The organism is Amycolatopsis sp. WAC 04182, from assembly GCF_003947465.1.
GTDB lineage: Bacteria > Actinomycetota > Actinomycetes > Mycobacteriales > Pseudonocardiaceae > Amycolatopsis.
Genome location: NZ_QHJJ01000002.1, coordinates 1,099,265 through 1,116,741, shown reverse-complemented (window position 1 = coordinate 1,116,741; position 17,477 = coordinate 1,099,265). Strand labels below are relative to the sequence as shown.

At 68.9% G+C, this 17,477-nt stretch carries 23 protein-coding genes; 21 read left to right on the top strand and 2 right to left on the bottom strand.

From position 1 onward, the window contains the following. Positions 1–166: 166 nt before the first annotated feature. The 17 genes from DMH01_RS12495 to DMH01_RS12415 all read left to right on the top strand — a co-directional run bounded on the left by DMH01_RS12495 (position 167) and on the right by DMH01_RS12415 (position 12,358). Positions 167–517: a histidine triad nucleotide-binding protein gene (locus DMH01_RS12495; protein WP_125676149.1), complete on the top strand. Its 351-nt coding sequence runs from the start codon at positions 167–169 to the stop codon at positions 515–517. Positions 518–631: 114 nt separating this feature from the next. Then, on the top strand, positions 632–1,717 hold the full coding sequence (locus DMH01_RS12490) for a PhoH family protein (protein WP_125676148.1): 1,086 nt from the start codon (positions 632–634) through the stop codon (positions 1,715–1,717). Further along, entirely contained in the window at positions 1,714–2,268 is a 555-nt protein-coding gene (gene ybeY / locus DMH01_RS12485) for an rRNA maturation RNase YbeY (RefSeq protein ID WP_125676146.1), read from the top strand. Before DMH01_RS12490 ends, ybeY begins: the two co-directional genes overlap by 4 nt. Positions 2,269–2,279: 11 nt before the next feature. Then, positions 2,280–3,632: a hemolysin family protein gene (locus DMH01_RS12480; RefSeq protein ID WP_125676144.1), complete on the top strand. Its 1,353-nt coding sequence runs from the start codon at positions 2,280–2,282 to the stop codon at positions 3,630–3,632. Beyond that, positions 3,625–3,951 (top strand): cytidine deaminase, encoded by a 327-nt coding sequence (locus DMH01_RS12475; RefSeq protein WP_125676142.1) that lies wholly within the window; start codon positions 3,625–3,627, stop codon positions 3,949–3,951. Before DMH01_RS12480 ends, DMH01_RS12475 begins: the two co-directional genes overlap by 8 nt. Next, complete coding sequence (gene era / locus DMH01_RS12470; protein WP_125676140.1) at positions 3,951–4,850, top strand: GTPase Era; 900 nt, start codon at positions 3,951–3,953, stop codon at positions 4,848–4,850. Before DMH01_RS12475 ends, era begins: the two co-directional genes overlap by 1 nt. A 156-nt stretch (positions 4,851–5,006) precedes the next feature. Continuing rightward, a complete protein-coding gene (locus DMH01_RS12465; RefSeq protein WP_034316401.1) occupies positions 5,007–5,348 on the top strand; it encodes a CD225/dispanin family protein in 342 nt (113 codons plus the stop codon). A gap of 25 nt (positions 5,349–5,373) precedes the next feature. Next, entirely contained in the window at positions 5,374–5,724 is a 351-nt protein-coding gene (locus DMH01_RS12460; RefSeq protein ID WP_125676138.1) for a CD225/dispanin family protein, read from the top strand. Continuing rightward, the gene (locus DMH01_RS12455) at positions 5,721–6,173 is read left to right on the top strand and encodes a DUF2752 domain-containing protein (RefSeq protein WP_125676136.1); all 453 of its coding nucleotides are present in this window, start codon (positions 5,721–5,723) and stop codon (positions 6,171–6,173) included. The genes DMH01_RS12460 and DMH01_RS12455 overlap by 4 nt, the downstream gene beginning before the upstream one ends. A gap of 147 nt (positions 6,174–6,320) precedes the next feature. Further along, the gene (locus DMH01_RS12450) at positions 6,321–7,484 is read left to right on the top strand and encodes an RDD family protein (protein ID WP_125676134.1); all 1,164 of its coding nucleotides are present in this window, start codon (positions 6,321–6,323) and stop codon (positions 7,482–7,484) included. Positions 7,485–7,538: 54 nt separating this feature from the next. Next, positions 7,539–8,018 carry a CD225/dispanin family protein gene (locus tag DMH01_RS12445; protein ID WP_199745454.1) on the top strand — a complete coding sequence of 160 codons (480 nt, stop codon included), beginning with the start codon at positions 7,539–7,541 and terminating at the stop codon, positions 8,016–8,018. 38 nt (positions 8,019–8,056) lie between these two features. Next, positions 8,057–8,491 (top strand): CD225/dispanin family protein, encoded by a 435-nt coding sequence (locus tag DMH01_RS12440; RefSeq protein WP_125676130.1) that lies wholly within the window; start codon positions 8,057–8,059, stop codon positions 8,489–8,491. Positions 8,492–8,540: 49 nt separating this feature from the next. Then, the gene (recO, locus tag DMH01_RS12435) at positions 8,541–9,302 is read left to right on the top strand and encodes a DNA repair protein RecO (RefSeq protein ID WP_125676128.1); all 762 of its coding nucleotides are present in this window, start codon (positions 8,541–8,543) and stop codon (positions 9,300–9,302) included. A 39-nt stretch (positions 9,303–9,341) separates the two neighbouring features. Next, on the top strand, positions 9,342–10,163 hold the full coding sequence (locus DMH01_RS12430) for an isoprenyl transferase (RefSeq protein ID WP_034316407.1): 822 nt from the start codon (positions 9,342–9,344) through the stop codon (positions 10,161–10,163). Continuing rightward, positions 10,160–10,582 carry a hypothetical protein gene (locus DMH01_RS12425; protein WP_005158775.1) on the top strand — a complete coding sequence of 141 codons (423 nt, stop codon included), beginning with the start codon at positions 10,160–10,162 and terminating at the stop codon, positions 10,580–10,582. The genes DMH01_RS12430 and DMH01_RS12425 overlap by 4 nt, the downstream gene beginning before the upstream one ends. A 37-nt stretch (positions 10,583–10,619) precedes the next feature. Next, a complete protein-coding gene (locus DMH01_RS12420) occupies positions 10,620–11,636 on the top strand; it encodes a permease (RefSeq protein WP_125676125.1) in 1,017 nt (338 codons plus the stop codon). Continuing rightward, the gene (locus DMH01_RS12415) at positions 11,633–12,358 is read left to right on the top strand and encodes a TIGR03943 family protein (RefSeq protein WP_125676123.1); all 726 of its coding nucleotides are present in this window, start codon (positions 11,633–11,635) and stop codon (positions 12,356–12,358) included. The genes DMH01_RS12420 and DMH01_RS12415 overlap by 4 nt, the downstream gene beginning before the upstream one ends. Positions 12,359–12,376: 18 nt before the next feature. Here the strand turns inward: DMH01_RS12415 and DMH01_RS12410 are convergent, their stop codons facing one another. Continuing rightward, on the bottom strand, positions 12,377–12,790 hold the full coding sequence (locus tag DMH01_RS12410; protein WP_034316411.1) for a Fur family transcriptional regulator: 414 nt from the start codon (positions 12,788–12,790) through the stop codon (positions 12,377–12,379). A 2-nt stretch (positions 12,791–12,792) separates the two neighbouring features. Continuing rightward, positions 12,793–13,176: a helix-turn-helix transcriptional regulator gene (locus DMH01_RS12405; RefSeq protein ID WP_125676122.1), complete on the bottom strand. Its 384-nt coding sequence runs from the start codon at positions 13,174–13,176 to the stop codon at positions 12,793–12,795. Between the two features lie 262 nt (positions 13,177–13,438). On the opposite strand from DMH01_RS12405, the gene DMH01_RS12400 reads away from it, so the two are divergent. The 4 genes from DMH01_RS12400 to DMH01_RS12385 all read left to right on the top strand — a co-directional run bounded on the left by DMH01_RS12400 (position 13,439) and on the right by DMH01_RS12385 (position 17,394). After that, positions 13,439–14,509 carry a hypothetical protein gene (locus DMH01_RS12400; protein WP_125676120.1) on the top strand — a complete coding sequence of 357 codons (1,071 nt, stop codon included), beginning with the start codon at positions 13,439–13,441 and terminating at the stop codon, positions 14,507–14,509. A gap of 7 nt (positions 14,510–14,516) precedes the next feature. Further along, positions 14,517–15,149, top strand: coding sequence for a class F sortase (locus DMH01_RS12395; RefSeq protein WP_125676118.1), 633 nt, complete (start codon positions 14,517–14,519; stop codon positions 15,147–15,149). A gap of 87 nt (positions 15,150–15,236) precedes the next feature. Beyond that, the gene (locus DMH01_RS12390) at positions 15,237–15,914 is read left to right on the top strand and encodes a class F sortase (RefSeq protein ID WP_125676116.1); all 678 of its coding nucleotides are present in this window, start codon (positions 15,237–15,239) and stop codon (positions 15,912–15,914) included. 91 nt (positions 15,915–16,005) lie between these two features. Next, entirely contained in the window at positions 16,006–17,394 is a 1,389-nt protein-coding gene (locus DMH01_RS12385; RefSeq protein WP_034316415.1) for a glycine--tRNA ligase, read from the top strand. The last annotated feature ends 83 nt before the right edge of the window (positions 17,395–17,477 follow it).

The following is a 17,477-nucleotide window of genomic DNA, read 5'->3' as shown; positions in this document are numbered from 1 at the left end:
CGCCGCGGCGGGGTCGGCGGGCGGAGCAGCAAAGGCGTGAGTCGCGAGATGCGCCTCTGATCACGCGAGTTACGTCTTCGAGCACGCGAGATACGCCTCTGGTCACGTGAGATGCGTCTTTGAGCGCGTGCGTCAGGCTGCGGCGGATGGGGGATAGGGTGGGGGGATGAGTGACGCGGAGACGTTGTTCGAGCGGATCATCGCGGGGGAGATCCCGTCCGAGAAGGTGTACGAGGACGAGACGACGTATGCGTTTCGGGACATAGCGCCGCAGGCTCGGGTGCATGTGCTCGTGGTGCCGAAGAAGCGGTATCGCAATCTGGCCGAGCTGGCTTCCGGCGACCCGCAACTTCTCGCCGATGTCGCGCTCACCGCCCGTAAGGTGGCGGAGATCGAGGGGATCGCCGAGTCCGGGTACCGGGTGGTGTTCAACACCGACGGTGACGCCGGGCAGACCGTCTTCCACGTGCACGCGCACGTGCTCGGCGGCGAGCAGCTGGGGCATTTCGGACGCTGAGGCGCGCGCCCTCCGGAAACCGGACTGCGTGCCGACACCCGCAACCAGTAACATCGAACTTGTCACTGTCGTTGAAAATCGCAGCGTAAGCGCAGGAAGTAGGCCCGAGGCCACGTGGCCGGAACCGTACCGGGTGAAGCCGCCCGACCCGACGTTCCCGCGGACGTCATCCCGACGAAGACCGACGAGGCCGCGATCACCGAGGCGGCCCAGTCCCGATTCCCCATCCCCGACGCCGCCGCGCTCAGCCTGCTCGGCTCGAGGGACGAGAACCTCCGCGTCGCCGAGGAACTCCTCGCCGCCGACGTCCACGTCCGGGGCAACGAGGTCACCCTGACCGGCGCCCCCGCCGACGTCGCCTTCGCGGAGCGTGTCTTCGCCGAACTCGTGACGCTCGCCGGCCGCGGCCAGCAGGTCGACCCGGCCACCGTCCGCCGCACCGTCGGCATGCTCTCCACCGGTGACCACGAGTCACCGGCCGAAGTGCTGAGCATGAACATCATCTCCCGGCGCGGCAAGACGATCCGGCCCAAGACGCTCAACCAGAAGCGCTACGTCGACGCCATCGACAAGCACACGATCGTCTTCGGCATCGGCCCCGCCGGTACCGGCAAGACGTACCTCGCCATGGCGAAGGCCGTCCAGGCACTGCAGGCGAAGCAGGTCACGCGCATCGTGCTGACCCGTCCGGCGGTCGAAGCCGGTGAGCGCCTCGGCTACCTGCCGGGCACGCTCAACGAGAAGATCGACCCGTACCTGCGCCCGCTCTACGACGCGCTGCACGACATGGTCGAGCCCGAGTCGATCCCGCGGCTGATGCAGGCGGGCACCATCGAGATCGCGCCGCTGGCGTACATGCGCGGCCGCACGCTCAACGACGCCTTCATCATCCTCGACGAAGCGCAGAACACCACGCCGGAACAGATGAAGATGTTCCTCACCCGGCTCGGGTTCGGCGCCAAGATCGTCGTCACCGGCGACGTCACGCAGGTCGACCTCCCCACCGGCCAGAAGAGCGGCCTGCGGGTGGTCCGCGACATCCTCGAAGGTGTCGAGGACCTGCACTTCGCCCAGCTCACCAGCCAGGACGTGGTGCGGCACAAGCTCGTCGGCGACATCGTCGACGCGTACGAGAAGTGGCAGGCGCTGCAGGACAGCCAGGACAAGAGCAACGGCTGGAAGGGTCAGCGTCGTTCATGAGCATCGAGATCGCCAATGAATCGGGCGTGAACGTCGACGAGACCTCGATCGTGTCGGCGGCCCGCTTCGCGCTCGACAAGATGGAGGTCAGCCCGCTCGCGGAGCTGTCCATCCTGCTCGTCACCCTCGAGGTGATGGAGGACCTGCACGAGCGGTGGATGGACCTGCCCGGTCCCACCGACGTGATGGCCTTCCCGATGGACGAGCTCGACTCGTCGCGCCGCCCCGACGCGCCGGACGCCTCGCCCGCGTTGCTCGGCGACATCGTGCTGTGCCCGGCGTTCGCGAAGGACCAGGCCAAGACGGCGGGTCACTCGTTGATCGACGAGCTGCATCTGCTCACCACGCACGGCGTGCTGCACCTGCTCGGCTACGACCACGCCGAACCGGCCGAGGAACGCGAGATGTTCGGCCTGCAGAAGCGGATCCTCGGCGAGTTCCAGGCGGCCGTGGCCGCGCTCAACAAGCGCGACGCGCAGCGGTCCGCGGACGACAGGCTCCTCGGGACCGCCGGCCTCGACGCCGTGCCCGCCGACGAACCGCCGGCCTAGGCGGCGCCGGAATGGGTAGTCCCGCGGCCCTGCTGGTCATCGCCATCGCGCTGATCCTGCTCGCCGGGGTGTTCGCGGCCGCCGACGCGGCGGTCAGCACGGTCTCCAAGGCCCGCGCCGACGGTCTCGTCCGGCTCGGGCGTCCCGGCGCGCGCCAGCTTTCGCTGGTCATCGCCGAACGCCGCCGTCACATCAACCTGATCCTGCTGCTGCGGATGACCTGCGAGCTGACCGCCACCGTGCTGGTCACCGTGGACGTCCTGGGCTGGATCCGGCCGCTGTGGCTCGCCGTGGTCGTCGCCGCCGGCGTGATGGTCGTGGTGAGCTACGTGCTCATCGGCGTCGGCCCGCGCACCCTCGGCCGCCAGCACCCGTACCGGATCGGCCTGGTCGTCGCGGGTCCCGTCCGCGTCCTCGGCTCGATCCTCGGCCCGCTCAGCAGGCTGCTGATCGTCCTCGGTAACGCCATCACCCCCGGCCGCGGCTTCCGCGAAGGCCCGTTCACCTCCGAAGTCGAGCTGCGTGAGCTGGTCGACCTCGCCCAGGAACGCGGCGTCGTCGAGGAATCCGAACGCGAGATGATCCACTCGGTGTTCGAGCTCGGTGACACCGTCGCGCGCGAGGTCATGGTGCCGCGGACGGAGATCGTCTGGATCGAGCACGACAAGACCGTCCGCCAGGCGCTCGCGCTGGCTTTGCGGACCGGGTTCACCCGGCTGCCGGTGATCGGCGACTCCGTCGACGACGTGGTGGGCGTGGTCAACATCAAGGACCTCATGCCCGCGTACATGGCCGAGGGCGGCTCGCAGCGTCAGGTCGAGGAGCTGATGAACCCGGCGAGCTTCGTGCCGGACTCGAAGCGGCTCGACGACCTGCTCAAGGAGATGCAGGTCTCCCACAACCACATGGCGATCGCCGTCGACGAGTACGGCGGCACCGCCGGCCTGCTCACCATCGAGGACATCCTCGAGGAGATCGTCGGCGAGATCACCGACGAATCCGACACCGACGAACGTCCCGAGGTCGAAGAACTCGAAAACGGCGCGGTCCGCGTCTCGTCCCGGCTCTCGATCGACGACCTGGGCGAACTGTTCGGGATCGACCTCGAAGACCACGACGTGGAGACCGTGGGCGGGCTGCTCGCCGAGCGACTGGGTAGGGTCCCGCTGCCGGGGGCCGAAGCCGAGGTCGCCGGACTTCGGCTGTTCGCCGAAGGCGGTAAGGACCGGCGCGGGCGGATGCGGATCACCACGGTGGTCGTCCACCCCGCCGACGCGGACGCGGTGACCGACCCTGCCCAGGGCAGGCGCCGGACCCGGGTCCCGCAGCCCGATGAAAGTGACAGGAGTGTCGAACATGCCTGAGCTGGACGCCGAAGACCAGAAGCTGGTGACCCTGGCCAGGTCCGCGCGAGCCCGCACCCAGGCCGCCGAGGGCGCCGCACTCCGCGACACCGACGGCCGCACCTACGCGGCGAGCACGGTCGACCAGCCGTCGTTCAAGCTCACCGCGCTGCAGGCCGCCGTCGCCGCCGCCGTTTCGAGCGGAGCCGAAGGAATCGAGGCCGCCGTCGTCGTCAGCGGTGACGCCCTCCTGAACGGCGCCTCGCTGCAGGCGGTGCGGGACATCTCCGAAGACGCCCCGGTCCATCTCGCGGATCCCAGCGGCAAGGTGCTCAACTGATGGCCGAGCCGCATCGTTCCGGGTTCGCCTGTTTCGTCGGACGGCCCAACGCCGGCAAGTCGACGCTGACCAACGCGCTCGTCGGCAGCAAGGTGGCGATCACCTCCAGCAAACCGCAGACCACCCGCCACGCCATCCGCGGCATCGTCCACCGCGACGACGCCCAGCTGGTGCTCATCGACACGCCGGGGCTGCACCGGCCGAGGACCCTGCTCGGCGAGCGGCTCAACGACATCGTCCACTCGACATGGTCCGAAGTGGACGTCGTCGGGCTTTGCGTGCCCGCCAACGAAAAAGTCGGTCCCGGTGACCGGTTCATCGCCGCCGAACTGAAGAAGATCGCCAAGCGGACCCCCGTCGTCGGTGTTGTCACCAAGACGGATCTCGTGAAGCCCGAACAGGTCGCCGAGCAGTTGCTCGCCCTGCAGGAGGTCATGGAGTTCGCCGAGCTGATCCCGGTGTCCGCTGTGGACGGTTTCCAGGTCGGCGCGCTCTCGGACCTGCTGGTGCGGCACCTTCCCGAAGGCCCGCAGCTGTACCCGGGCGGCGAACTCACCGACGAGCCCGAGCAGACCCTCGTCGCCGAGCTGATCCGCGAGGCCGCGCTGGAGGGTGTCCGGGACGAACTCCCGCATTCGATCGCCGTCACCGTCGAGGAAATGCTGCCCCACGAGGGCAGGGACGACATGATCGACGTGCACGCGTTCCTTTATGTGGAACGACCGAGCCAGAAGGGCATCATCCTCGGGCACAAGGGTGAGCGGCTCAAGGACGTCGGCGCCCGCGCCCGGCAGCAGATCGAGGGGCTCCTCGGCTCGAAGGTCTACCTCGACCTGCACATCAAGGTCGCCAAAGAGTGGCAGCGCGACCCCCGTCAGTTGCGACGGCTGGGCTTCTGACTGAACGGAATGTCTCGATTCGGTCGCGGAGACCGGTTGATGGTGTGGAACCGGACGGGTGACCTTAGAGTCTCAACCCTTGACTCCGGTGATCGCTGATCGGGCGGCGCGCCCGGGTCGCAGTTCGACATCTCATTCGTGAAGGGAAAGCGGTAAATGACCGACAACCAGGGCCTGCCCAACTACTCCGGCGACCCTCAGGGCGGTGGAGGCTTCAACAACCCCGGCCCGCCGCCCAACAACAACCTGGTGTGGGCGATCCTCACCACGATCCTGTGCTGCCTGCCCTTCGGTATCGTCGCCATCGTCAAGGCGAACCAGGTGAACACCCTCTGGGCGCAGGGCCAGCCCGCCGCGGCGCAGGAAGCGGCCGACGCGGCCAAGAAGTGGTCGATCATCGCCGCGATCGTCGGTGTCGTGCTCGCCATCCTCTACGTCGTGTTCTTCGTCGTCCTCGGCGTCTTCGCGACCTCGGTCGACCCGAACACCTACCGCTGATCGAGGCGATCGAGGGGGAGACCTCATGACCGACCAGTACCCGAACTACCCGCCTCCGGGCGGGCCACCGCCGCAGCAGCCGTATTACGGCGGCATGCCGAACTACGGCCCGCCGCCGGACAACAACCTGGTGTGGGCCATTCTCTGCACGGTGTTGTGCTGCTTGCCGCTGGGTATCGTGGCGATCGTGAAGTCGAGCCAGGTGCAGACGTTGTGGTCGCAGGGCTTCCACGCCGAAGCCCAGAAAGCCGCCGACGACGCGAAGAAGTGGTCCATGTGGGGAGCGATCTCCACCGGCGTTCTTTTCCTGCTGTACATCATCTTCATCGTGGTGATGGTCATCATCGGCGCGTCGGCGGGAAGCTTCACGCCGTGACGTCGTCCGTCTACACGGGATTCCCGGCGCGCGGGTTCAAGGCGAAGGCCCGCGCGCTGGGGCCACCCCTGGCCATCGCCGCCGGCGCGGGGCTCGGCTGCGTCGTCCTCTGGCTGGGTGATCCCACCACTCCGGGCGGGCCGCTTCCGGTCTGTCCCACCAAGACCCTGCTCGGTATCGCCTGTCCGGGCTGTGGCGGCATGCGCATGGTCTACAGCGCGCTGCACGGGGACATCCCCGCCGCGCTGCACTACAACGCGGTGTCCTTTGTGGTCGTTCTGCTGCTCGTCTGGAGCACCGTCGCCTGGGCGGTCGGAAGACTCCGTGGCCGCGCGGTGAACAGCTGGCTGCACTGGCGCTGGACGCCGCTCGCGTTCGGTGTCGTGTTCGTCGTCTGGTTCGTCATCCGTAACCTGCCCTTCGCCCCGTTCACCTCGCTCTCCGTGTGAGTGCCGGGCCGAGGCCCGGATCGTCGGTGGTACCGAGTACGCTCCCGCGCACCGGTCTGCTCGGCGTGTACCCATGCCGTACATTCAGCCCGGGTCGCCGCACGAGGCCCCGTGCGCCAGGGGCGAGGAACCAGCGAGGGGATTTCGATGACCACTCCCTACGGCCAGCAGCCGCCGGGACAGCAGCCGCCGCCCGGGTCCGGGCCCCCGCCGGGGGACGGCCAGCAGTCACCGCAGCCGCAGCAGCCGTTCGGACAGCAGCCGTCGGGAGAACAGCCCTCGCCGTTCGGGCAGCAGCAGAGCCAGCCTTCGCCGTTCGGGCAACAGCCTCAGCAGCCGCAGCAAAGTGGCCAGTCTTCGCCCTTCGGACAGCAGCAGTCGCAGCCGTTCGGCGCGCAGCCGCAGTCCCCGTTCGGCCAGCAGCCGGGGCAGCCTTCCCCCTTCGGGCAGCAAGGGCAGCCCTCGCCGTTCGGCCAGGCCGCTCAGTTCGGCCCCCAGACCGACTATGCCCACTGGGGCCAGCGCGCGGGCGCGACGCTCATCGACTTCGGCCCGATCGTCGTGCTCCCGATCATCGGCGCGATCATTTCGGCGACGGGCCTGCGCACGGTCGGCCTGTTCATCGCCGGTCTCGGTTATCTCGCCGGGTTCGCCTGGACCGTCTACAACCGGTGGATCAAGATGGGCACCACCGGCCAGTCGCTCGGCAAGAAGATCCTCAAGATCAAGCTCGTCCGCGAAAGCGACGGGCAGCCGATCGGCCCGCTGATGGCCTTCGTCCGGGACCTGTGCCACAACCTGGACGGCTGGGTCTGCGGTCTCGGTTACCTCTGGCCGCTGTGGGACGAGAAGAAGCAGACGTTCGCCGACAAGATCCTCAGCACCGTCGTCGTGCCGGGTGAAGCCGCCGCCGCGCCCGCGTCGGCGCCCTTCGGCCAGACGCCGGGATTCCCCGAGCCGCCGCAGCCGGCTTCGCCGTCGTTCCCCGCGCCGCCCTCGCCGTTCGGCCAGCAGCCGCAGCAGCAGCCGTTCGGCGCGCCGCAGCAGCCTCAGCAGCCGCAGCCGTTCGGGCAGCAGCCGTCCCAGCCGTTCGGCCGGCCGCAGGGAACCGCGGCGCCGTCCCCGGAGTCCCAGCCGGGACCGGCCCTGGGCGAGGCCGAGCCGACTCAGGTCCTTCGCCCGGGGCAGCCTCAGCAGGCGCCGTCCGGGTTCGACGAAGCCGAACCGACGCAGAAGATCACCCCGGAACAGCTGAGGCAGCAGCTGCCCGGAGCGGATGGGCCGAACGGGCCCGGAACACCGCAGCAGTAAGGAACGACCGGCGGGATCCACCCGTCGGGAAGCACGACACAAGTGGGGAACCCGATGACGAACCCGTACGGCCAGCAGCCCGGCCCCGGCCAGCAGCCCTATGGCCAGCAGCCTCAGCCCGGATACGGACCCCCGTCCGGCGCCACGCCCGCGCCGTACGGCCAGCCTTCCGGCGCGAACCCGATGCCGTACGGCCAGCCGGCTCCGTATGGCCAGCCCGCGCCGTACGGTCAGCCCGCCCCCTACGGCGCTCCGGGCGGTATGCCCGGCGGTATGCCCGGTGGCGGCGACATCAACTCGATCCCGGACTACAAGGGCTGGGCCATCGGGTGCATCTTCCTCTGCTGGATCATCGCGATCTTCGCGATCATGAAGTCCAACGAGGTCAACACCTACAAGATGCAGGGCAACTACGCCGCCGCCATGGACGCGTCGAAGTCGACGAAGACCATGTGCATGATCGCCTCGATCATCGGCGGGGTCGGCTGCCTGTTCTCCATTCTCTGGATCGTCCTGGTCGCCGCGAGCATCTAGCCCGACCCGTAGCCGAAAGAACAACGAGGACCACTTTCATGACCAACCCCTACGGCCAGCAGCAGCCCTACGGACAGCAGCAGCCTGGCTATGGGCCGCCCTCCGGTGGCATGCCCGCTCCCTACGGTCAGCCCGCCCCGTACGGCCAGCCTTCCCCTTACGGCGCTCCGGGCGGAATGCCGGGCGGCGGTGGCGACATCAACGCCATCAAGGACTACAAGGGCTGGGCGATCGGCTGCATCTTCCTCTGCTGGATCATCGCGATCTTCGCGATCATGAAGTCCAACGAGGTCAACACCTACAAGATGCAGGGCAACTACGCCGCCGCCGCGGACGCGTCGCGGTCGACGCGGACGATGTGCATGATCGCGTCGATCATCGGCGGCCTCGGCTGCGTGTTCGCCATCGTGATGATCATCATCTCGATCGTCGCGGCCGCGTCCGTGCCGAGCTGCTACGGCCGCTACTGCTGATTCCGGGGCGCACCACCCCGATGTCGGTCCCGGGTGGGACGATGTCGGGGTGGTGAACCTCTATCGCGACACCGGAGTGGTGTTGCGGACGCACAAGCTGGGTGAGGCCGACCGGATCGTCACCCTGCTCACGCGGCGGCACGGCAAGGTCCGTGCGGTCGCGAAGGGCGTGCGTCGGACGTCATCGCGCTTCGGGGCCCGATTGGAGCCGTTCGGGCACGTCGACGTCCAGTTCTACACCGGCCGCTCCCTCGACGTGATCACCCAGGTCGAGACGGTCGACGCCTTCGCGCTGCCCCTGGTGGCCGATTACCAGCGCTACACCGCGGCGAGCGCCATCGCCGAGACGGCGGACCGGTTGTCCGCCGAAGAGGGCGAGCCGGTGCTCAAGCTCTACATGCTCGTCGTCGGAGCCCTTCGCGCGCTCGCGGGCGGGGAACGGGACAGTTCCCTCATCCTCGACGCCTTCTTCCTGCGGGCCATGGCGTACGCAGGTTGGGCGCCCGCGATCACCGAATGCGCCCGCTGCGGCCTGCCGGGGCCGCACAAGGCGTTCAGCGTGTCCGCAGGCGGCTCGATGTGCCCGGATTGCCGGGTCCCCGGCTGCGTCCATCCCTCCCCGGAGGTGCTGACCCTGCTCGCGGCGCTGCTGCACGGCGAGTGGCCGGTGGCCGAGGCTTCGCAGCCGGTGCCGCGGCGGGACGCGTCCGGCCTGGTCGCGGCCCATCTGCAGTGGCATCTGGAGCGCCAGCTGCGGTCACTGCCGCTGGTGGAGAGGCGTGCGCGGGAGACCAGCACGCAGGCGCAGTAGGGTCGCAGGCACAGGTTCGCTCGATCGGGAGGCTCGAAGGTGCTGCGCAGGGGACGCGAGAACAAGGCGTCACAATTCGAACTTCGCGCGCCGGAGCCGCATCCGTCCGGTGCCCGGCCGCCGGAGATCCCCAAGGAACTCCTCCCGAAGCATGTGGCGCTGGTGATGGACGGCAACGGCCGCTGGGCCAACCAGCGGGGACTGCCGCGGATCGAAGGCCACAAACGCGGCGAAGCGGTGATGATCGACGTCGCCAGCGGTGCTGTGGAGCTGGGCGTCAAATGGCTGTCGGTGTACGCGTTCTCCACCGAGAACTGGAAGCGGAGCCCGGAGGAGGTCCGGTTCCTGATGGGCTTCAACCGCGACACCATCCGCCGCCAGGTCGACTACCTCGGTTCGATCGGCGTCCGCATCCGCTGGGCGGGCCGCCGCCCCAAGCTGTGGGCGAGCGTCATCAAGGAACTGCAGGTCGCCGAGGAGAAGACCAAGCACAACACGGCACTGAACATGACCATGTGCGTCAACTACGGCGGCCGTGCCGAGCTGGGTGACGCCATGCGGCGGATCGCCCAGGACGTCGCCGACGGGAAGCTGAACCCGGACAAGGTCACCGAGAAGACCATCGGGAAGTACCTGTACCAGCCCGACATGCCGGACGTGGACCTGTTCCTGCGGCCGTCGGGGGAGCAGCGCACGTCGAACTTCCTGCTCTGGCAGTCGGCCTACGCCGAGATGGTCTACCAGGACACGCTCTTCCCGGACTTCGACCGCACCCACCTGTGGCGGGCCTGCCTCGAGTTCGCGAAACGGGACCGCCGCTTCGGCGGGGCCATCGACAAGGCTTCGGAAGGAACCTCATGACCACCGAGGCGGCGGACACGGCGGCCCTGCTCACCTCCGCCCGGGAGGCCCTCGAGCGCTATCTCGAAGTCCACGTCGACGACGACGGCGCGCTGACCTTCTCGCACGCGGACGTCCCGTGCGTCATCCAGGCGACCCGGCTGGCCGAAGGGCTGACCGTGCTGAGCCTGACCTGCGTCGTCGCCTGGGACCTGCCGGACGACCCGGCGATCGCGGCCTCGGCGGCGGAACGGGCCGGGCAGGGCCTGTTCGGGACGCTCGGTGTCGTGCGCTCGGAGAAGGGCATCGACATCACGCTGAGGTACGCGTTCCCGGCGGAGGGCATGGATCCGTCGCCGCTCGGAACGCTGCTCATGCTGGTCGTCTCGACGGCGTCGCAGCTGCGTTCGGACCTGCTGGGGACCGCTCCCGGGGAGTGACCGCCGGAACGCAGGGTCACCTGGCATCATCGCGCGCATGGAAACCATTTCCAGGAGCGCCCCGGAGCGGAAGCCCGCCCGGCGGTTCAAGATCACCTCGATCGAGGTGCTCTGCGCGATCCTGCTGATCGCGATCCTCGGGCAGAGCTGGCTCCAGCAGGTGTTCGACGTGCCCGCGCTGCGGACCGGCTCGACGGTGTTCGTCGCGGTCTGCGTGCAGGCGTTGCCGTTCCTGGTGCTCGGGGTCCTGATCAGCGGCGCGATCGCGGCGTTCGTGCCCGCGCGGGTGCTGGAGAAGGTGCTCCCTCGCCGGGCCGGTGCGGCCGTCGGTGTCGCCGGGCTGGCCGGGGTCGCCCTGCCGGGTTGTGAGTGCGCGTCGGTGCCCGTCGCGCGGCGGCTGATCGGCCAGGGTGTCGCGCCCGCGGCCGCGCTGACGTTCCTGCTGGCCGCGCCCGCGGTGAACCCGGTGGTGCTGGTCGCCACCGCGGTGGCGTTCCCCGGGAACCCGGAGATGGTGTTCGCCCGGTTCGCCGGTTCGCTCGCCACGGCGATGGTGATGGGCTGGCTGTGGGCGAAGTGGGGCAAGCTCGACTGGATCGCGGAGCGCGCTCTGCGGCGTCTTCCCGAGGTCCAGCACGGTTCGCGCTGGAAGACCTTCGCCGAGACCGCGCGGGGCGACCTGGTCGAGGCGGGCGGTTTCCTCGTGCTCGGCGCGATGATCGCCGCCGCGATGAACGTCCTGGTACCCGCCAAGTGGTTCGGGGTGCTGGGGGAGCAGATCGTGCTCGGGGTGCTGGTGATGGCCGTGCTCGCCGTCGTGCTGGCGCTGTGCAGTGAGGCCGACGCCTTCGTCGCCGCGTCGCTGACCGCGATGCCGCTGCTGCCGAAACTGGTGTTCCTGGTGGTCGGGCCCGCGATCGACGTGAAGCTGTTCGCGCTGCAGACCGGCACCTTCGGCAAATCGTTCGCGCTGCGGTTCGCGCCCGTGACGTTCGTCGTCGCGCTCAGCTGCGCGGTCGTCTCGGGCACGCTGATCCTCGGAGGTGGCGTGTGAAACGCGAGACCCAGAACATCCTGCTGATCCTCCTCGGCGGGGCGCTGCTCAAGATCACGATCAACGGCGACTACCTGCGGTACGTCAAACCCGCGCAGCAGCCGTGGATCATTGCCGGCGGCGCGGTGATGGTCGCGCTGGGCGCGGTCGCGATCATCCGGGACCTGCTGGCCGCGCGGGCCGCCGCCGTCGTGTCCGGGGACGTCCACGCGCACGACCACAACACCCGGTCGGCCTGGCTGCTGATGGTGCCGGTGCTGGCCGTGTTCCTGGTCGCACCGCCCGCGCTGGGCGCCGATTCGGTGACGCGCACCGAGGCCAGGGCGCCGCAAAGCGCTTCGGCGAGCAACGCGGCCGCCTTCCCGCCCCTGCCCGCCGGGGACGTGGTCCCGCTGGAGGTCAACGAGTTCGTCAGCCGGGCGGGCTGGGACAAGAGCGGGAGCCTGAACGGGCGGACGGTGCGGCTGTCCGGGTTCGTGGTGCACAACGAGGGCAACACGATGCTGGCCAGGATGGTGATCGGCTGCTGCGCCGCCGACGCCTTCCCGATCACGGTGCGGATGGTGGGCGAAGGCGTGTCGGGATTCGGCAACGACACCTGGCTGGAGGTCACCGGGACGGTCGTGCCGGGCACCGCGGTGCGGGAGAACAGCTACATGCCGGACTTCACGCTCACCTCGGTGCGGCAGGTGCCGGCGCCGAAGGACCCCTACGAGTACTGACCGTTCATGGCGCGGGCGTCAGTGGTTGGAGCAGGTCCCGACGATCTCCACGGTGTGGCTGATGTCGGAGAAGCCGTGCTCCGAGGCGATCTTCTCGGCCCACCGCTCCACGGCCGGTCCCTCGACCTCGACGGTGCTGCCGCAGATCCGGCACACCAGGTGATGATGGTGGTGCGACGAGCAGCGCCGGTAGATGGCCTCGCCGGTGTCGGTGCGCAGGACGTCGATCTCGCCCGCCTCCGAGAGCGACTGCAGCGTCCGGTACACGGTGGTGAGCCCGATCCCGTCGCCGCGTTTGCGCAGCTCGTCGTGCAGTTCCTGGGCGGAACGGAAGTCGTCGATCTCCTTGAGCAGCTCGACCACGGCGGCCCGCTGTTTCGTCGACCGGCGTCCCGGCACCGGCGCGGAACTGTTGGCCGTCGTCGGACTCATGCTCACTTCCCCTCCTGAACGTGGGCTACGGCGTCCACCACGATATGCGCAAGGTGATCGTCGACCAGCCGGTACACCACCTCACGGCCGCGTCGCTCACCCTGTACGACACCCGCGGTCTTCAGCACCCGCAGGTGCTGGCTGATCAGCGGCTGCGCGACATCGAGCGTGTCCACCAGTTCGTGGACGCACCGGTCCGCGTTACGCAGCTGCAGCACGATGGCGATGCGCACGGGGGCGGCGAGTGCCCGGAGCAGGTCGCCGGCGTCCGCGAGGACGGCGGGCGAGGCCGACACGGCGGGCTCGGCGGGGGGCCGGGCCGACGAATGCGGTCCGGGGTCTTCCGTGAGACCAGGGGCGGCCGAGTCCGGGGTCACCGTAGCCATCGCCGCCTCCATGTCCATCATGATTTTCGAAGTCATTGCCAGTAACAGTCCTGTCCATCTTAGTGTTCCCGCCCCCGGGCGGTCTGTTCGCCGACCGGGCGACCACTCGGCGGCGGCACTACTGCTCCATTCGGGTGACTTCGCGAAGAAATGACCATTCCACTTCGCATGTCGTCGCCAACGGTGCAAGGTTGTCGCGGAGCGTTTCGTCGCTTCTCGCTGACGACCGCGCTCGGAAAGCCCGGAGAGGCAGTGGGGAGACATGACTCGTTTCGTGACGAAGCTGGCGGCCGCGACGGCGGCCTTCGCTTTGGCGTCGGTTCCGGGGCTCGCCTCGGCGCAGACGACGCAGGCCGTCGATGAGAAGACCGGCCCCGTGTCGTTCGCGAACGTGGCGTCGGTGCGCATCGGGAACCCGGGATCGCTGATCACCGAGACCCAGCGTTCGCCGTTGACCCCCGGCCAGTCGAAACTCTCCCCGGACCGCACCGTCGTCCCGCGTGACGCCGGCGAGCAGAGCACCCTCGGTGACAAGTGGAGCATCAACCTCGGCCGCTACGGCGCGCCGAGCCCGTTCCCGGCCGGGATCGCCAGCCGCGACCACAACGTGATCGCCGCGCTGCAGCAGACCACGGTCCCGACGGCGGTCGCGGAGAGCAACTACGCCCTGATCGACAACGGGCGCGGCGGCGCGAAGCCGATCGACAACACCGTGCTGGTTCTCGAAGGCGCGAAGAGCTCCGTCGACTGCTCCTCGCCGAGCAAGGCGACGTCGTCGACGAGCGTGGGCAAGATCTGGGTGCGGGACCAGAACGGTGACCTGAAGCCGTCCGGCGCTTCGGGTATCGACGTCAAGGGCCTCAAGCTCGGCCCGCCGTCGATGGTCAAGAACGAGAGCCTCAGCAAGGACAAGACGACCTCCGACCTGACCGTGACGCGCGTGACCGCCTTCGACCAGCTCATCCGGCAGGACGGCTGGCGCGCCGGTGACGTGACCGCGGTCGCGGGCTGGAAGGTGGACATCGTCACGCACGTGCGCGACGAGGAGGGCAAGGATCTGCGCGAGGCCCGCACGACGATCGTGCTCGGCGGCGTGAGCTGCGGGATCCCGAGGAACTTCGTGGCGAAGCCCGCCGGCGGTACGGGACCGGGCGCGGCGCCCGCGCAGCCCGCGGTGCCGGGGACGGTGCCCGCGGGCGGTATCCCGCCGCAGACCGCGGACTCGACGCGGACCGTGGTCGGGCTCGGGCTGCTGGGCGGCGGCATCGTGATCGGCGCCGCGGCCATGGTGCTGCTCCGCCGTCGCAAGCCCGTGCCGGTGCGGGAGAAGTAGCGGCCCCGTGCGGTCCTGGCTGGCGGGACTGTCCGCCGTGGTCACCGCGCTCGCCATCTCAGCGGGCGTGATCGTCCTGACTTGGATCCCGCCGGAACCGGCGGCCGTCCCGGTCGCGGAACCCGCGGTCATGCCTGGTGAGGACGGCGCTCCCTTGGCGTTGCCCGCCGACAGTTCGAAACGAGGGCAACGGCCCGGCACCGTCCGCCTGCCCGAAGGCGGATCGGCGAAACTCGTCCGCTCTGAGGTCACCTCCCACGGCGTCCTCCCGATCCCGCGCGGACTCGGCGACGCGGCGTGGTGGGGTGCGCGGCTCGGCGCCGAAGCGGGTACGTCGCTGATCTCCGGGCACGTCAACTGGGGCGGCGTCAAAGGGCCGTTCGACGAGCTGTGGCGGATGCGTGAAGGCCAAGAGGTGGCCGTCAGCGACGCGGCGGGCGGCATCTGGGTCTATCGCGTGCGCGAGGCCGTCACCGTGCACAAGAACGACCTGCCCGCGCAGGCGGCGAAGCTGTTCGCGCAGAGCGGGCCGCACCGGCTGGTGCTGGTCACCTGCGGCGGCGACTACCTCGGGGGAACGGACGGCTACCGGGACAACCGGGTCATCGTCGCGACCCCCGTTTCCGGGCCGCCCGCCTGAAATCGGTGCAACCTCTTTCGGCTCGCGTCGCGTGTCTAGCGACACCGGCCGCTCCGGCGGCTTGACGCGAGCAAGGAGTAATACCCGATGGTGGGACAGTTCGACGACAACGCGGCGAGCGAGGAGCGGCCGAAGAAGCGCCCCGGCCTGGGGCTGATCCTCGCCGGCGCCGCGATCTTCGTGGTGGCGGCCGTGGTCGCGGTACTGGTTTTCACCGGGCTTGGGTTCACTGGAAAGAGTGATCCCGTCGTCGCGGCCGCCCAGGACCAGGCGAACACGTCCACGGGAGAGACCGCGCAGGCTCCGGCCGACCCGGGACAGGCGCCCGGCACGGTCAGGCTCCCCGGCGGCGGCACGGCGAAACTGATCCGCAAGGAACTGACCGCGGACGGGACCCTCCCCATCCCCGAGGGCCTCGACGAAGCCACCTGGTGGGGCGCGAAACTGGGCGCCGACCAGGGCGCGTCCCTGCTTTCCGGGCATGTGAACTGGAAGGGCAAGAAGGGCCCGTTCGACGAATTGTGGCGGCTCAAGACCGGCCAGCAGGTCGACGTCGTCGACACCGACGGCGGCAAATGGGTCTACAAGATCGGCGAAGTCGTCACCGTGCACAAGACGAAGCTGGCCGAGCAGGCGGAGAAGCTGTTCGGGCCGGACGGGCCGCACCGGCTGGTGCTGGTCACCTGCGGCGGCGAGTACGTCGGCGGGACCGACGGTTACGAGGACAACCGCATCGTCACCGCCTCCTTGGTCAGCGGGCCCTGAGCGGTCCGACCTCGCCGGAGGTCGTGCGGGGACGGGCGGTTAGTCTTGTCCTTCTAGTCCATACCCGTCCCCGCATGCTTCGGAGCGTGGAGTGCCCGCCAACACCATTGAGACCGTCGTCAGCCTGTGCAAGCGTCGAGGCTTCGTTTTCCCGTGTGGAGAGATCTACGGCGGTACCAAGTCGGCGTGGGACTACGGGCCCCTCGGTGTCGAACTCAAGGACAACATCAAGCGCCAGTGGTGGAAGACCGTCGTGCAGAGCCGCGACGACGTCGTCGGCCTCGACTCCTCGGTGATCCTGCCGCGCCAGGTGTGGGTCGCGTCGGGTCACCTCGACGTCTTCACCGACCCGCTGATCGAATGTCTGTCCTGCCACAAGCGTTTCCGCGCCGACCAGCTGGCCGAGGACTTCTCCGCCCGCTCGGGCAAGGAGGTGTCCGAGGACGACCTGTCCGAGGTGCCGTGCCCGAACTGCGGCACCCGCGGGCAGTACACCGCGCCGCGTGACTTCAACATGATGCTCAAGACCTACCTCGGCCCGGTCGAGTCCGAGGAAGGCGTGCACTACCTCCGCCCGGAGACCGCGCAGGGCATCTTCATCAACTTCCTCAACGTGCAGACCGCGGCGCGCAAGAAGCCGCCGTTCGGCATCGGCCAGATCGGCAAGTCGTTCCGGAACGAGATCACGCCGGGCAACTTCATCTTCCGCACGCGCGAGTTCGAGCAGATGGAGATGGAGTTCTTCGTCGAGCCGGGCGAGGACGAGACCTGGCACCAGTACTGGATCGACGCGCGCACCGAGTGGTACAAGGACCTCGGGATCAAGGCGGACAACCTCCGCCTCTACGAGCACCCGAAGGAAAAGCTCTCCCACTACTCGAAGCGCACCGTCGACATCGAGTACCGCTTCGCGTTCAACGCGGGCCAGGAATGGGGCGAGCTCGAAGGCATCGCGAACCGCACCGACTTCGACCTCACGACGCACTCGAACCACTCCGGCGTCGACCTGTCGTTCTTCGACCAGGCCACGAAGCAGCGGTTCCGCCCGTTCGTCATCGAGCCCGCGGCCGGGGTCGGCCGGTCGATGATGGCGTTCCTCGTCGACGCCTACCACGAGGAAGAGGTGCCGAACGCCAAGGGCAGCACCGACACCCGCGCGGTGCTCAAGCTGGACTACCGGCTCGCGCCGTTCAAGGTCGCCGTCCTCCCGTTGTCGCGCAACGCCGACCTCACGCCGAAGGCGCGCGACGTCGCCGCGGCGCTGCGCAAGCACTGGAACGTCGACTTCGACGACGCCGGCGCGATCGGCCGACGTTACCGGCGCCAGGACGAGATCGGGACGCCGTACTGCGTCACCGTCGACTTCGATTCGCTCAACGACCACGCGGTGACCGTGCGGGAGCGCGACACCATGGCGCAGGAGCGGGTCGCGATCGACAAGCTGGAGTCTTATCTGGCGGGGCGTCTGATCGGCGCCTGACGCCCTCGGAAGTACGTGAAGGCCCCCTTCATTGCGTTAGGCGCAGTGAAGGGGGCCTTCATGTACTTGCTTTCGCATGGCGT

Coding starts and splice junctions, on each gene's coding strand:
- DMH01_RS12480 (WP_125676144.1), top strand. CDS start 2,280: ATGGGTAGTCCCGCGGCCCTGCTGGTCATCGCCATCGCGCTGATCCTG.
- DMH01_RS12400 (WP_125676120.1), top strand. CDS start 13,439: ATGACTCGTTTCGTGACGAAGCTGGCGGCCGCGACGGCGGCCTTCGCT.
- DMH01_RS12420 (WP_125676125.1), top strand. CDS start 10,620: ATGGAAACCATTTCCAGGAGCGCCCCGGAGCGGAAGCCCGCCCGGCGG.
- DMH01_RS12445 (WP_199745454.1), top strand. CDS start 7,539: ATGACGAACCCGTACGGCCAGCAGCCCGGCCCCGGCCAGCAGCCCTAT.
- DMH01_RS12440 (WP_125676130.1), top strand. CDS start 8,057: ATGACCAACCCCTACGGCCAGCAGCAGCCCTACGGACAGCAGCAGCCT.
- era (WP_125676140.1), top strand. CDS start 3,951: ATGGCCGAGCCGCATCGTTCCGGGTTCGCCTGTTTCGTCGGACGGCCC.
- DMH01_RS12425 (WP_005158775.1), top strand. CDS start 10,160: ATGACCACCGAGGCGGCGGACACGGCGGCCCTGCTCACCTCCGCCCGG.
- DMH01_RS12450 (WP_125676134.1), top strand. CDS start 6,321: ATGACCACTCCCTACGGCCAGCAGCCGCCGGGACAGCAGCCGCCGCCC.
- ybeY (WP_125676146.1), top strand. CDS start 1,714: ATGAGCATCGAGATCGCCAATGAATCGGGCGTGAACGTCGACGAGACC.
- DMH01_RS12460 (WP_125676138.1), top strand. CDS start 5,374: ATGACCGACCAGTACCCGAACTACCCGCCTCCGGGCGGGCCACCGCCG.
- DMH01_RS12465 (WP_034316401.1), top strand. CDS start 5,007: ATGACCGACAACCAGGGCCTGCCCAACTACTCCGGCGACCCTCAGGGC.
- DMH01_RS12495 (WP_125676149.1), top strand. CDS start 167: ATGAGTGACGCGGAGACGTTGTTCGAGCGGATCATCGCGGGGGAGATC.
- DMH01_RS12475 (WP_125676142.1), top strand. CDS start 3,625: ATGCCTGAGCTGGACGCCGAAGACCAGAAGCTGGTGACCCTGGCCAGG.
- DMH01_RS12390 (WP_125676116.1), top strand. CDS start 15,237: ATGGTGGGACAGTTCGACGACAACGCGGCGAGCGAGGAGCGGCCGAAG.
- DMH01_RS12410 (WP_034316411.1), bottom strand. CDS start 12,790: ATGAGTCCGACGACGGCCAACAGTTCCGCGCCGGTGCCGGGACGCCGG.
- DMH01_RS12405 (WP_125676122.1), bottom strand. CDS start 13,176: ATGGCTACGGTGACCCCGGACTCGGCCGCCCCTGGTCTCACGGAAGAC.